Genomic DNA, 15,065 nt, shown 5'->3' on the forward strand with positions numbered 1-15,065 from the left:
TGTAGGGATCATTTTAAACTTCCATTAAATTTATATTGCTTGCCCGCTTCAGTAAAAACAGCAATTTCCTGATTTTTGTACCGGATTTTACATGGACCGCCAACAGCAGATTGTACAACAATTGCTTTAAGAACACCGTTTTCCCATTCCAGATCCAATTCAAAACCACCGCGCGCACGCAATCCTTTAACTTTACCATCAGGTAGATTAGATGGCAATGCCGGCAACAATTCTATATAACCCTGGTGACTTTGCATAAGCATTTCTGCGATACCTGCGGCACCTCCGAAATTACCATCAATTTGAAATGGTGGATGTGCATCAAACAGGTTAACGTAAGAACCTGCACCATTACCTGCTGGGCGCATTAGCATTTTAACCAGTTTCATTGCATGATCGCCATCTTTAAAGCGTGCCCAAAAATTTATTTTCCATGCTAAACTCCACCCTGTGGCTTCATCACCTCTGTATAAAAGCGATTGTTTTGCTGCTTCCATCATTTTCGGATCTGCATCCCATGAAATATCATTTCCAGGATACACGCCCCAAAGATGCGAAACGTGGCGATGTTTATTTGTTGTATCGTCAAGATCAGTTAGCCATTCTTGCAACTGACCATATTTTCCAATCTGGTTCGGCGCAATTAGCTTCACTTTCTCTTCAAGAATTGTTCTGAACTCGTTGTCAGTATTTAACATTTTTGCGGCAGCTATACAATTATTGAAAAGCGACCGGATGATTTGATGATCCATTGTCGGCCCTGCAACTAATCCACCATTTTCAGGAGAATTTGAAGGTGTGCTAATCAACCAGCCAGTTTTTGGATCTTTAATTAGAAAGTCTACGAAAAACTCGGCAGATTTTTTCATCAACGGATAGGCTTCGTTTTTCAAAAAATCACGGTCTTTTCCGTATAAATAATGCTCCCAGAGATGCTGGCTAAGCCATGCGCCGCCAACTACCCAAATACCATGATTAGAGGCGTTTATTGGTGCCGTAGCATTCCATAAATCTGTATTGTGGTGTAAAAGCCAACCTTGTGCATTGTAATATTCCTTCGCAGTCTCTGCACCCGTAACAGACATTCCCTCAATTTTTTTGAATAAAGGCTCATTCAAAGCCGAGAGATTCAGGATTTCTGAAGGCCAATAATTCATTTCCAGATTAATGTTGGTGGTGTATTTGCTGCCCCATGGCGGACTAAGCAAATCATTCCAGATACCTTGCAAATTGGCCGCTTGCGTACCGGGGCGAGAGCTTGAAATCAAAAGATACCTCCCGTACTGCATGTAAAGCGCCATAAAACCCGGATCATTCGCGGAAGCAAATTGCTCTAAACGTAAATCTGTAGGCAACTTTTCATTCTCCGAATGTCCAAAATCTGCCTGAAAGGTATTGTAGTATTTTTGATATTCTTGTTGATGTGCCTGAACAATTATTGGATAGGACTTATCTTCCAAGCGTTTTAAAGCGAGATCATTAGCTGTTGCCGGATTTCCGGAAACATCATTTGTATTTAAGAAATTGGTTCCGGCGGTGAGGTAAAGCGTTACTTCATCAGCGTTAGAAATGCGCAGTTTTTGTCCGGATACTTCAATTTTCCCTTTTTTGAGGACTGCAGTCAGCCGGCTTTCACCCTTTAACGCACCATCTTTCACGGCAAGTTTTAGTGAAAGGGTATTTTTATCTAAAACCTTAACTTCTGCATCAGGATGTACAGTAGAAAGCGCCGCTTCAAAGCTAATTGATCCCGATTTACTCGCCGTTAAATGAATAACCACAGCTTGATTTGGCTGACTGGCAAAATACGTACGCTGGTACTGAATACCATTTACTTTATAAGATGTCGCAGCCATTGCGGTATTCAAGTCAAGCGAGCGCTTATATGCAGTAACAGGCGATTTACCATAATTGAAGGTCAAATTCAAATCGCCGAAAGGCAGATAATGCGCCTGATATTGTGCCACAGCAGGTGGATTTGCATTTTGAATTTTATACTTCCATTGCTTAACTAATGAAATACCACTTGCCATAGATTCGCCAACCGGATACAAACCGATTTGTTTTGTGGTGTCTTTATAGCCCAAAATACCGCCTTTATCATAATAATTTAGAACCTGAATGGCGATTGTATTTACTCCACTTTTCAATTGCTTTGCCGAAATGGTGTACAAACGCGGTTCGGTACTGTCGGTATTGCCAATAAATTCACCGTTTATGTAAGTTACATCCTGATCACGAATACGGTTTAGATCCAATATCAGGTCTTTTCCGGCCCAGTTTTTTGGCAACGTAAATGTTGTACGAAACCAAACTGCACCATCTACATTTTGAAGGCCAACTGTTTCCCAGCCATCAAAAGCTGGTACAGCAACAAATTTCCAGTTTTTATCGTTAAAATTTGGCATTGCCGGATTGCCCGTTATGCCTTTGCCAGATTTCATTTCCTTAACCCACGTATTGCGATCGCCAGGTTCGCTTTGCAAACCCATAAATTCTTTTTGCGCTAAAGCTTCTGCTTCTTTTTGTTTCCCGTCAAAAAGCAACTGACGGATTTCCGGAAGATATTTTGATGCACCTTTTTTATTGTAATCTCTAGGCTTGCCTGTCCATAAGGTTTCTTCATTAAATTGAACATGATCATTGGCAACGCCAGAAAACAGCATTGCGCCGAGTTTGCCGTTGCCAATTGGCAAAGCATCAGTCCATTTTTCAGCTGGTTTAGTATACCAGAGTTCTTCTTTCTGTTGCGATTTTGCCGCCGTGAAAGAATACATTAGGGATGCAGTTAAGAGTAATTTTACAATTGAAAGTTTCATGTTTTATTGTCCTTTGTCGCCAGAAAGTACCCGAATCATTTCGTTAACTTCAGAATCTTTGCTGACCATGTTTGTTGAGCCACCGAAATTGTTGTTGCCCAAGGTAATATTTTTGGAACCTGAACCATTCAATTTCAAATACTTTATAGTATTCGCTATTGGAAATGCATTGTACAAAAATAGCCCGTTTACATTTTTCAGTTCGATAACCGGAGCGGCATTCGGGCGAAGCGTTTTTAGTCCGTCTACAGTTAACTGTTCAATATTTTCTCCTTTCAAAGAAGCGCCAATTTTTGCGTTTACCTGCACATTGTGCAGTTCAATCTGGCGGGCATTTGAGATGCTGAAACCGCTTTGCGCATCCATATTAATATCGTTAAAACTAATGTTTTCTATAGGCATTTCTTCTAAACCATTCAGATATGCGGCCTGATTTACATCGCCTGTAATGTTGCTGAAATGAATATTTCTGAAACGCGGTGTACGCTCAGACACGACCTCTACAGTGGTTTTTGCATATTGCATATCCAGCACAATTGCCTGTTGTTTTATATTTTTCATTACAATATTACTTACCCTGATTTCTTCAACAACGCCACCTCTGCCGCGCGCAGTCTTAATGCGGATTCCACGGTCAGTACCATCAAACACGCAGTTGGATATCACAATTTTGCGTACATCGCCAGACATTTCGCTACCTATAACCACACCGCCGTGTCCGGACAACATGGTACAGTTTGTAATGGTATAATTTTCTGCTGCTGCCGCCATTTTTCTGCCCGGCGCATCTTTGCCCGATTTTATTGTGATGCAGTCATCGCCAACGCTGATGTGAGCATTTGAAATATGCACATTTTTACAGGATTCCGGATTGATGCCGTCTGTATTCGGCGAATGCGGATTGTTTATCGTTACCGCATGTATTTTCACATTTTCGCAAAACTCAGGATTTATCGTCCAGAATGGAGAGTTGCGAATGGTAATGCCATCAATCAATACATTTTTGCAAAACATTGGTTGTATAAACGGAGGCCGCAAAAAACCACGTTTCATTTGCTTCGGATCGTCTGGTAAAAGAATGTCTTTGTTTACATCATCAAAAAGCAACTGCCATTTGCTGCGCGTTTGCCCTTCTTTGTATCCTTCTACAAAATCCCACCACTTTTTCCCGTGGCCATCGATTAGACCGCGCCCGATGATAGAAATATTTTCTGCCTTATAGGCATAAAAAAGCGGAGAGAACGACGTTACATCTACACCTTCATAACGGCTTTTTACCATGGGCAAATAATCATCAAAATTATCGCTGAAATGCAGCTCTGCACCTGCATCTATCAGAATTGTAATGTTACTTTTCAAATGAATAGGGCCGGTTAAATATTTTCCTGCCGGGAAATAAACCGTACCGCCACCTTGTTTTACCGCTGCATCAATTGCCTTGCCAATAGAAATGGTGGCGAGTTTGCTGCTGTCATTTTTCGCACCATAGTTCATAACGTTGAAATAAGATTGTGCAAAGCTATTGCTTACAGAAAAAATGCAGAAAATCAGTGCTGCTGCGAAAACTGACGACTTAAATGTATGAAGAAACATATTATATTTTTGTGCTGTTAAGGGGGAGTTCCAGATTCTTTAATGCCGATGACTGATGAATTTTAGTACCATCAACAAAAACGCAAAAGCCCTTTCCCTGATTAAATTTCTTGCCGGTTTTATCCCATACAATTGAAATTGTTTTGCCATGATAAGAGATTTGGCTTAGCTTAAACCAGTCCCATTTGTTTTTTGGCACCAACGGATGGATTTCAAGAACTTCATCTGCGCGTGGTTTTATTCCAATCAAATCGTTGATAATTAAATCGCAAAAGGTAGAGTGGTTGTAAAAACTGCTTCGCGGATTATCGCCTTTTAACCATTCTCCGGTTTTCTCATCCTGATATTCGCCAATGTATGGTTTTCCGTTTTTAACGTGAGATGCCGCATATTGATGCAAGTTTTGGTAAAAAACCTCCGCATTCATTTTGCCGTGGTTTTTATAATTGCTAAGCAAATTGGCCAAACCTTTTAGCGTTTGCGACGTTGCAAAAGGCCATAAAGCACCGTCCCATTCGCAACTGTGACCAGAACCACGCGTACGGAAGGTAGAATCACGTCTTTCTGCTGTAGTTAAACCCCAGGGCGCATTAAATCCCTCAGGATCTAAAATCTGATTCCAGGCTTTTGCATATTTCTTTGAATCATCCGGAAGGTTGAAATCCCAGGGAACAAAACCGATCGCCTCACGAACATTAGCAAAACCCTTGTTCTTGGCTTTTTTAGTTTCAAAAAAATCAGAATTTACGTTCCATAAGCTATCCTGAACGAGTTTTTTTAGCACTTCGGCTTTTTGCTGGTATTTTTTTGCCAGAAACTGATTACCCGTTTGTTCGGCAATCTTTGCCAGTGCAACTGCATTTCCATACATATAGCTGTTGATGGTTGGGCGCTGGTTTTGATCTTTTCTTGATCCGCTGATAGACTCTTCCATTCCATCTTTCACATCATGCTGCCAGAACAAACCATTTTTTAATTGACGTTCCTGCGTCCATTTTTCGAAATCAGCATCAAGCGCAGGGAGAATTTCCTTCAGAAATGCAACATCCGGATTTACCCGCTCATTTTGCAAAATGGCATCGTCTATCCAACTGCTAAATTGATGAAACCGAGGTTTTGTTTCGCCAACATCTGCTTTGTACAGCCAGAATTTGATATACTCTTTTAAATAACTATTGTCTTTAAGCCAGCGACCTTCATAAATGTGATGACCAAGCGCACAACTAATAGAATTGTATTTGCCGGCGTGTTTTACCGGTTCAATAAATTCTGTAAAAATGAAACCTTCCGGCGATTTTACCAGATGTTTACGAAAAGTCCAAAGCCTGAAATAGTAATTCTGTTCCAGAACCGAATCCGGGCACTCAAATAAAGGTGCCTGTGCAGCAAGCCAATCGAAAGCCTTTGCGTTTGGAATGTAATTTTTAACCGCTTCGGTATCTGTAGAATTAAAATAATCTACATACCGCTTCAGTTTTTCTGTATCTGACTTCTCTTGTGTAAAGCCTGCCATTGCCAGGAACGTTAACGCACCTGCGAGTAAATATTTTCTGACCTGTATCATTCAAATAACCAATCTATATCTTTTCCTTTTCCATCTAAACCGGCATTAAATATTCTTAATTCCTGTTTATCATTTATAAAACCTAAAACCAAACATGCACCTTTGCCCAGCGTTAGCGTATGCGTTCCTGCCGGAAAAGAATATGCATGAACGTTTACCGGCGGGTAATCATTTAATATAAGTGCGTTAGAAATTTTAATTTCTGCCTGCCCGTAATTGTTTGCGCTGGCATCAATTTCCAACTGCGGCGGAAGCAAATACTTCGCGTCCTTTTGATTGAAAAAGCCAACCAGCACTTTAACCGGTGTCTTTGTGCTAAACTGAATAGATGATCCATTTTTGATCTGCTCTGCCTGCGATAACTTAACGCCTTTTAAGCCAATTAACTGGTGGGCTAAATTTTTGACAGTTTCGCTCCGATCAGAAAACACATTAACTCCCTTACCTAAAACGAAACTTTGAGTAGAATTTAACAACTTCACATCTGCATTTGCATAAGCTTTAACAACTTCACCAGTTGTGTCTTTCACACTTTTTAGCGAATCAATACTGCGCATAAAATGATTCAATTCCTGATTAAACACAGGCAGCATTTCTTTCCAATGAATAAATGTTTTATCAACGCCACGCATCGGTATTTTACGCTGTTTTGTTTGCATGCTATTGGCATATAAATACGTCTGGTTGGTTCGGTTTACCAGGTCTGAATAGTGTTTAACGCTACTTTTTAAAAATGGCAAGGCTTTCTCCAGATCGGCAACATTACCAGAATATTTATACCGTAAAACCCAAAGTGCAGCTTTTACTTTTTCAGCGTAAAAATTTGCCATTGCATCATAACAATACATATCATTTTTAAGCCGGTTAAATTCTGCAGAGTCTTTTGTTACAAATGGAGCAGCTTGATTAATTGATTCTACGGCCTTTTTACCATGCTCAATTACCTCTTTCGCTACCTGTACAGGCGTTTCTCCTACGTGTCCCTGTTTTTTCCACTCTTTCTCCGCGTATTCTATGATCATTTCACCTTCAGGCGCTTCAGACTCATACATTAAAGTAAACAATCCATATCTAAATGGATTGATAAACTGTGTCATCAACATGCCTAAGGTAAGCGTTTGGCGGTTGCCATCGGTAATTCCGTAACGTCGCAGTAATTTTGGAGAAATTTCTCCCGATTCTTCATACGCATTAAGGATATTTTTTCCGCCATTAAAATCTGTACCGTATTTGTTTGCCAAAGCATTGCCCCAATACTGGATTTCCTGATTGCGGTCTCGGTTTGGCTGCCAGGCATATCTTGCCCATTCTTTATACCAAATCCAGTCGCGTTCCATTTCCAACGTACGTTTTTTAGTCGCATCTGCGGTGTATGGCCAATCCCAGTAACTGGCCTGCGGATATAGATGCAAACCTTTCGCATTGTATATATTGCGCATTGCGAGAACGGATTTCTGTACAAAATCTGCAGAACCATACCTAAATGGCTCCAGATTGGCGAGAATATGCACATTAGAAATATTAACGGTTCCGATATCAGCAAGTTTTCTGTTCAGTTCCGCCCAAGCTCCGCGAGGGGTATAAGTGGTTAATGCCTCGCCATTAAATTTATTTTCAGTGTACAGGTTTTTGTAAAAGGGAAGTGCAGCTTTCATTACGGCTGGTGCATCAGTATCGTGTGCACGTAAAACAATTGGCGGTTCTTCTTTTATATTTGCTGCTTTTAAACCGTCTTTTACACCCGGAATAATGGTTTTTGTAAACCAGTCGATATCGTCTTGTCCAACACCTTCCATCGCCTCTCCTAAAGCAACCATTAAACCAACATTTGGATATTTTTCCACAAAAGCCGAAATCGACTTGCGAGTATAATCTGCTATAATTGGAATAATCGGGCGATTTCTGTCTTGCGTTTTTAATCCGTGTTTATCGGCAAAGGGTTTTGGAATAATAATATTGTAAAACATTTGAATAACCCAAATTCCCCGTTTATCTGCTTCGTGGGTTAAAAACTGAAAAATCTCTTCGTTTTTCTTTAGTGTTGTTTCATCAACTTCTACAGCATAAGGATACTCTTTAAGCCGCAGTAAAGATGAAAATGGATGTCCATTCCAGAGATATAAAGAATTATACCGGTTTTCGACCATCATATCCAGGTATTTTATCCAAAGATTTTTATCATACAACCACGGAAAAGTTTCTTCGGTATACGGATATTCATAAACATCGTGACCGGGAAGATAATCTGGCTTTTGCAGTCCAATACAGGTTCCTCGAAGCACCATCTCCGGATGATCTGTAACGGATAAGTTCGCAGGGATTTTCTTCTCCTTTTCCAGTCGTTCAATGAGTTCTAATGTACCATACAAAACGCCGGAATCATCTGCACCAATAACATACAATTCTCCAGCTTTACCATACGCTATGGTAAAACCTTCTTTACCTGCATTCGCAGCTTTATTAATTACATCTGCAGTTAGGTTTTGTTTTTTTGCATCCGCGATACCGGACAGAACAATACTGTTCTTCTTGCCAGTTAATTTACCAGAATGCTGAACGGCTGTAACGTAGCCACATTGTTCAAGTGCAGCAGACAAACGTTCTGCAGCATAAGATACCCGAACCGAAGGTTTTAAAGGCAGAAAAATACTTTGATGGGTCTGCGCTTGAGCAGGCGTAACAGATAATAAAAGGTACGCGAAAATAAACAACAGGAAACTTCTCATTCAATTAGTTTTCGGTGCAACAAACCAGGCTTGCTGCGATATTTAGTTAGATCGAATTTCAAATATAGGCAGGTCAAACTGGACTTTGTTGTAATATGCCTTCATTTTTTGGTACGATATTATCTTGGCAACGTTTGCATAATAAAACTGTTACACGTTTAGCCAATACATCGAGTTTATACTTGGCAATATTCCATAGAATTTAGCTAAGAAGATATAATTTTGATGAGCTGTTTTATTTTTAATTTGCACCGATGCCTCAAATCGTTTATCATTGAAGCAACAGATAAAAACCGGTATCTAGTTAATAGATGTCTAACCCAATAGTCTTTAAAATTCTGATATGTTTTCCTTAAAAGAAAAAAAAGCCGTTGTTACAGGCGCTGGAAGTGGAATTGGCCAGGCAATAGCTACTGTTTTAGCCCAGCAAGGTGCAGAAATTCACATCGTTGAACTTGGTTTGGAGCAGGCGGCAAATACCTTAGCCGAGATACACAACAAAGGCGGTAAAGCTTTTGCATACGCATGTGATGTTTCTGATCATTCTGCTGTACATGACTTATTTAAGCAAATCGGGCCGATTGATATTTTGGTCAATAACGCCGGAATTGCCCACGTAGGAAAAGCCGATACCACTTCAGAGGATGATTTTGACCGTGTAATTCGTGTCAATGTTAAAGGCGTGTACAACTGTCTGAATGCTGGCATTCCGCAGCTTCGCCTTTCAGGTGGCGGCGTAATTTTAAACCTCGCTTCTATCGCAGCATTGATTGGTTTACCAGATCGCTTTGCATACAGCACCGCAAAAGGTGCCGTTAAAGCAATGACCATGAGTGTTGCAAAAGACTACATCGGCGAAAATATAAGATGCAACTCGATCTCACCTGCACGTGTGCATACCCCTTTTGTTGATGGTTTTCTGGCTAAAAACTATCCGGACAATGTTGATGAAATGTTCGATAAATTGTCTAAAACCCAACCTATTGGCCGCATGGCAAAACCCGAAGAAATTGGAGCACTTGCCCTTTACCTATGCAGCAATGAGGCCGCATTTATTACCGGTTGCGATTACCCGATTGACGGCGGTTTTACTACACTAAACAACTAAATTAATTTACGAAAATACCTTACATGAAACTGATCAGATTTGGCGAACCAGGCGCAGAAAAACCTGGAGTGATACTGAACGATACTTATTTTGACGTCTCTGCATTTGTGCAGGATTATGACGAGAAATTTTTTGGTGACAATGGAATTGAAAAACTTAAACAGGCGATTGAAGGCGTAACACTTCCAGAAGTTGCTAAAGACACGCGTTTGGGCGCGGCGCTTGCCAGACCTTCTAAATTAATCTGTGTAGGTTTAAATTACAAAGACCACGCTGCAGAAACCAACGCAGCAATTCCAACAGAACCCATCCTGTTTTTTAAAGCAACATCTGCCATTGTTGGCCCGAATGATGATTTGATCATTCCAAAAAATAGTACTAAAACCGACTGGGAAGTTGAACTGGCAATTGTAATTGGTAAAAAAGCCAGTTATGTTTCTGAAGAAAATGCCTTAGAACATATTGCAGGTTATGTTTTACATAACGATTATAGCGAGCGTGCTTTTCAATTGGAAAGAAACGGACAATGGGTTAAAGGAAAAAGCTGCGATACTTTTGCACCACTTGGTCCGTTTATCGCAACGCCAGATGAAATTGAAGATGTTCACAATTTGCGTTTATGGCTTACGGTAAATGGTGAAACCCTTCAAAACGGAAGCACGTCTAATCTTATTTTCAACGTCCCGTTTATGGTGTCGTATATCAGTCAGTTTATGACATTGCTTCCTGGCGATGTAATTACAACCGGAACACCTGCCGGCGTTGGTTTAGGACAAAAACCTGAACCCTGGTATCTAAAACCCGGCGACGTTGTAGAACTTGGAATTGATGGTTTAGGCACCAGCAAACAGGTAGTTAAAAGTTATACCGAATCTTAATTTTTATCTGACGGATTATGATTGACACTCACGTACATTTCTGGAATTTTGACCCGGTGCGAGACAACTGGATTACTGCAGATATGCAAGCCATTCGCAAAGACTTTTCGCCAAAAAATATCCTTCGCACATTTCACGATCTTAAAATTACAGGTTGTATCGCCGTACAAGCCAATCAGAATGAAGAAGAAAACGACTTTTTGCTTTCCCTTGCTGAACATAATGAAGTCATTAAAGGTATTGTAGGCTGGGTTGATTTGCGTAATCCTGACCTCGCCGAACGACTGAATTATTGGAGCCATTTCCAAAAGATAAAAGGCTGGCGACATGTTTTGCAGGCCGAAAAGGCAGATTTCTTTTTGAGCAATTCATTTACAGAGGGATTGAAACAGCTAAAAAACTTCGGTTATACCTATGATTTACTGTGCTATTATGATCAGTTGGAAGATATCATTAAAATGGTTGATCAGGTTGCCGATCAACCATTTGTTTTAGATCACTGCGGAAAGCCAGATGTGAAGTCGCAAAACCTCAAAGACTGGGACAATCAGATTAAAATTCTCGCCTCAAACCCAAATGTACAGTGTAAAATTTCAGGATTGTTAGTAGAAGCCGATTGGAAAAACTGGCGCGAGACGGAGATATTCAATTGTTTTGATGTGATATTTAAGCATTTTGGTCCGCAGCGCGTAATGTATGGCAGCGACTGGCCAGTGGTTTTACTTAGCAGACCTTATCAGGATTGGTTTCAATTGGTAAAAAAATATACGCACGGATTCAGTGTATTAGAAAAGCAAATGATTTTTTCCGATAATGCTAAAGCATTCTATCGACTATAATCTGCGTCAATATAGTGTCCTGAGAAATCGCCGTTAAACTTTGACAGCTTTATGCGAATTGCATCGAAGCTGTCAAAGTAATACATTCAAGATGTATTTTATCTTGGCAAAAGACAGTAAAAAAATTACAGCGCCGCAGATAAAATCACGCTTCCATGGGGTGGAAAAATTCTATTCATTAAAAAATCATGAACTTCCGCATCCTGATCCGCACAACAATCAGAAAGTACAGTTACAGCATAATCTTTATCAATCGCTTCGCGAAAAGTAGACAGAATCACACCGCTTGTCGCAATGCCGGCGAAAATCAATTCCTTAACCTCGAAAGCACGAAGCACCACTTCCAAATCACTTCCGGAAAAAGCGCTGATTCTTTTTTTATGTATGACTACATCACCATTTATTGGTGCAATTTGCTCCGGAATTGACGAGAAGCCTATCGGTTCTTCATTACCGAACATTTGTTTTAAGCCTGAAAAAGCTTTATTATCGGCGCTAATTTCCGGGAAACCAGGTCTGAAGCTTAATACAACATAAATAACCGGAATATTTGCTGCACGAGCCGTGGCTATGGCATCGGCTGTACGTAAGAGCAATTTTTCATGTTCCGGTATTGAAGGAAGCAATCCCATTTGCATATCCATTACCAATAGTGCTTTCGAAATTTTCATAGTTTAAAAATTAAGTATCAATTAAGTTTCTGACTTGTTTAAGAGAAAGCGAGAAAACAGAAGAGCAAAAAATATAGCGAGTACACCTTGTATGAAAATGGTATTCTCCGGGCCAGTAAATTTTGAAATCCAGCCAATTAACAGGCTTCCTAATGGTAAGGTTCCAAAAGCCGCCATTGCAAAAAGACTGATTACACGGCCGCGCATTTCCGGGATGGAAACCGACTGCACAATGGTGTTGCATACCGGAACAATCAACATTGTTCCAAAACCACAAACGGCAGATAGAAAAAGGCTCAGCATCAGGTTTTTTATGTAGGCGAATAGAACCAACCCGATGCCCAAAATCAATACGCTGGAAAACAGAACCTTCTTTAAAGACACATCCGCATTCAAAGCCGCGAGATACATTGTGCCAGAAATCGCACCAACACCAACGCAAGCATTCATGTAACCAAACGTAGATGCATCACCCTTAAAAATTTCCTGAGCATATACCGGGATTAAGGTGTTGTAAGAAATGATAAAAAAACAGATCAATGCCAGCAACGCAAGTGTGGGTCCGATTTCAGGGTGATTTCTGGCGTAAGAAAATCCATCTTTAAGGTCTTTCATAACGGCGTTGCTGCTTTCTGGAACCACATTTTTTGCAACTTTAATTATAAATACAGAAACTGAAACCAATACAAAACCAAAAGCGGTTGCCGAAAAACAAACACCGGCGCCATATTTCGCCAGCACAACACCAGACAGTGCCGGTCCGATTAAGCGGGCAAGATTATTAGACGATGAATTCATTGCAATGGCATTAGACAAATCTCCCGGATTTTTGACCAGATCGTTCACCATCGCCTGCCGTGCCGGAACATCAAATGCATTTGCAATACCAAGCAAAACACTTAAACCTAAAATTAACCAGGTTTGCTGGTATCCGTTGAAGTAAAAGAAAGTGAGTAAAATTGCCTGAACGGCAGATGTAACCTGAGTAACAACCAAAATTTGATACCGATCAAAACGGTCTGCAACGATTCCGCCAAAAGGCGAAAGTACGAATGAAGGGAATTGCTCAGCAAATGTGGCCAGCCCAACCATAAAGGGAGATTGTGTAAGCGCATATAAAACCCAAATCACCGCCGTACGTTGCATCCATATTCCTATCCGGGAAATCAACTGGCCGAAATAAAAGAGACTATAATTGCGGTTCTCAAAAGCCCTGAATAGGTTTCTTAACGTATGTGCCACTACAATTTTCAGCTTTCTGGGTGTATTAATTTTTCCAATGCTGGCAGGGCATCTTCTATGGTTTGAAGTTCAGCCTGTGTAAGCCGGCTTACTAAAAGCTGTGCAAGGTATTCGTCGCGTTCAAAGCGAGTACGTTTAACCATTTCCTGCCCTACCGCTGTTAGTGAAATAAAAGTCTTGCGCTTATCCCCTACTGCTCTTTCCCTTACAATTATGCCTTGCGATTCAATCTTATTTAATATTTGTGACATAGAAGGTGTGGTAATATCGGTTTGCGTTGCGAGATCCGTTGGCGAAATGTTGGCGTTACGCGCAATCAAACTGATGGTTTCCAACTCGGTGTTCGAATATGCCGTAGATTCAGTGATTTTCTTTCGTGTAATCTTCTGAAGTGCAAAAACAACCACTCTTAGTTTTAAACTCAATTGCTCTAATCTCATATTTGTTAGGTAAACTAATTAGTTTACCTAACAAATATAACAGACATTTATTATAATCCAAGTATTGTCTGTCAGGAAATTTTCATTTTGGTGATCTGGCGGGTAAGAAAAAACGGCTGTATGCAGCCCGATCGCAATATTGATACACTTTTATTTAAATGACCATAACCTTTTTCCGAAAATAATTTAACTTGCAGAGAACGATGGTTTCTCCACATCCTATTTAGAGTCCAATTGTTATGTTGCGGTGTATAACAACCTAAGCGCCTTTACTAACTATGAATAAAGACATCAAAACCTATCCTTTCAGACCCATTTCAAATATCCGCCAGGAACTGCACACCTTAACGTTGCAGGAAAGAATAAGTCGTGGCGGCGACAAGGTGCTGGTTCCGCACCGCACAGATTTCTATTTGATCTATTGGTTTACGAAAGGCCATCTAACGCATATGGTTGATTTTGAAGATGTAGAAATTAAACCGGGTACAATCCTTTTTATCGCTAAAAACAGAATACACAAATTTACCCGAAGCGATGATTTTGATGGCCGGATCATTGCATTCACTGAGCCTTTTTTCTGCAATACAGAACCACACACCCGTTATCTGAAAAACGCTGATATCTTTCATCACATACGGGATGTACAGCACGTACAGGTTACAGATGCCAACATCAATACCTACACCTATATATTCGATGAAATTGAGCAGGAATTAAAGCGGGATTATGACCCGTACCAGTTTGAAATTTTACACAATTTGTTATACGGATTACTGATCCGCGCAGAACGGGATAAAGGTATAAACGGTGAGCAGATTAAACCAGGTATAGATTTACAGCGGGTAACGGATTTTAAAAGGCTTCTTGAAAAAAACTTCAAAGATCATTTTCCCGTACACAAATATGCCGCACTTATTGGCATTTCTGAAAAAAGCTTACAGCAAGCAACAGCCGAAGTGCTGGGTATGACGCCGAAAGAACTGATAAACCAGCGCCTTATTTTAGAAGCAAAACGTTTACTGGCCTATGAGTTTAGTTCTGTTAAAGAAATCAGCTATGCACTTGGTTTTAATGAACCTACAAATTTTATCAAATATTTTAAAAAACACAGCAAACAAACACCCACAGAATTTCGACATTCCCATGTATAATGGCGTATATGGCATGTAATGCCGATACAGAACT

At 40.3% G+C, this 15,065-nt stretch carries 11 protein-coding genes; 4 read left to right on the forward strand and 7 right to left on the reverse strand.

Features of this window, described 5'->3' with window-relative positions; translation table 11 throughout:
* Positions 1–8 precede the first annotated feature (8 nt).
* From ACJVDH_RS09710 to ACJVDH_RS09725, 4 genes are read right to left on the reverse strand one after another with little or no spacing between them, the layout of a single operon-like run.
* A complete protein-coding gene (locus tag ACJVDH_RS09710; protein ID WP_443947372.1) occupies positions 9–2,819 on the reverse strand; it encodes a glycosyl hydrolase family 95 catalytic domain-containing protein in 2,811 nt (936 codons plus the stop codon).
* Positions 2,820–2,822: 3 nt separating this feature from the next.
* Complete coding sequence (locus ACJVDH_RS09715) at positions 2,823–4,412, reverse strand: glycoside hydrolase family 28 protein (RefSeq protein ID WP_443947373.1); 1,590 nt, start codon at positions 4,410–4,412, stop codon at positions 2,823–2,825.
* A gap of 1 nt (position 4,413) precedes the next feature.
* Positions 4,414–5,976 carry an MGH1-like glycoside hydrolase domain-containing protein gene (locus tag ACJVDH_RS09720; RefSeq protein WP_443947374.1) on the reverse strand — a complete coding sequence of 521 codons (1,563 nt, stop codon included), beginning with the start codon at positions 5,974–5,976 and terminating at the stop codon, positions 4,414–4,416.
* Complete coding sequence (locus tag ACJVDH_RS09725) at positions 5,973–8,702, reverse strand: alpha-d-galacturonidase (protein WP_443947375.1); 2,730 nt, start codon at positions 8,700–8,702, stop codon at positions 5,973–5,975. Before ACJVDH_RS09725 ends, ACJVDH_RS09720 begins: the two co-directional genes overlap by 4 nt.
* A gap of 343 nt (positions 8,703–9,045) precedes the next feature.
* On the opposite strand from ACJVDH_RS09725, the gene ACJVDH_RS09730 reads away from it, so the two are divergent.
* Genes ACJVDH_RS09730 through ACJVDH_RS09740 form a run of 3 tightly spaced genes read left to right on the forward strand, consistent with a single transcriptional unit; the run spans position 9,046 to position 11,527 of the window.
* Positions 9,046–9,810, forward strand: coding sequence for an SDR family NAD(P)-dependent oxidoreductase (locus ACJVDH_RS09730; protein WP_443947376.1), 765 nt, complete (start codon positions 9,046–9,048; stop codon positions 9,808–9,810).
* Between the two features lie 23 nt (positions 9,811–9,833).
* Entirely contained in the window at positions 9,834–10,688 is an 855-nt protein-coding gene (locus ACJVDH_RS09735; RefSeq protein ID WP_443947377.1) for a fumarylacetoacetate hydrolase family protein, read from the forward strand.
* A gap of 17 nt (positions 10,689–10,705) precedes the next feature.
* Positions 10,706–11,527, forward strand: a complete 822-nt coding sequence (locus ACJVDH_RS09740) for an amidohydrolase family protein (RefSeq protein WP_443947378.1) — start codon at positions 10,706–10,708, stop codon at positions 11,525–11,527.
* A gap of 125 nt (positions 11,528–11,652) precedes the next feature.
* Here the strand turns inward: ACJVDH_RS09740 and ACJVDH_RS09745 are convergent, their stop codons facing one another.
* Genes ACJVDH_RS09745 through ACJVDH_RS09755 form a run of 3 tightly spaced genes read right to left on the reverse strand, consistent with a single transcriptional unit; the run spans position 11,653 to position 13,880 of the window.
* The gene (locus ACJVDH_RS09745; RefSeq protein WP_443947379.1) at positions 11,653–12,198 is read right to left on the reverse strand and encodes a cysteine hydrolase family protein; all 546 of its coding nucleotides are present in this window, start codon (positions 12,196–12,198) and stop codon (positions 11,653–11,655) included.
* Positions 12,199–12,219: 21 nt separating this feature from the next.
* The gene (locus ACJVDH_RS09750) at positions 12,220–13,440 is read right to left on the reverse strand and encodes an MFS transporter (RefSeq protein ID WP_443947380.1); all 1,221 of its coding nucleotides are present in this window, start codon (positions 13,438–13,440) and stop codon (positions 12,220–12,222) included.
* Between the two features lie 8 nt (positions 13,441–13,448).
* A complete protein-coding gene (locus ACJVDH_RS09755) occupies positions 13,449–13,880 on the reverse strand; it encodes a MarR family winged helix-turn-helix transcriptional regulator (RefSeq protein WP_443947381.1) in 432 nt (143 codons plus the stop codon).
* Positions 13,881–14,158: 278 nt separating this feature from the next.
* Between ACJVDH_RS09755 and ACJVDH_RS09760 the strand changes: the two genes are divergently transcribed.
* Positions 14,159–15,031 (forward strand): helix-turn-helix domain-containing protein, encoded by an 873-nt coding sequence (locus tag ACJVDH_RS09760; RefSeq protein WP_443947382.1) that lies wholly within the window; start codon positions 14,159–14,161, stop codon positions 15,029–15,031.
* Positions 15,032–15,065: the final 34 nt, after the last annotated feature.

It is taken from the genome of Pedobacter terrestris (assembly GCF_052343045.1).
Lineage (GTDB): Bacteria > Bacteroidota > Bacteroidia > Sphingobacteriales > Sphingobacteriaceae > Pedobacter.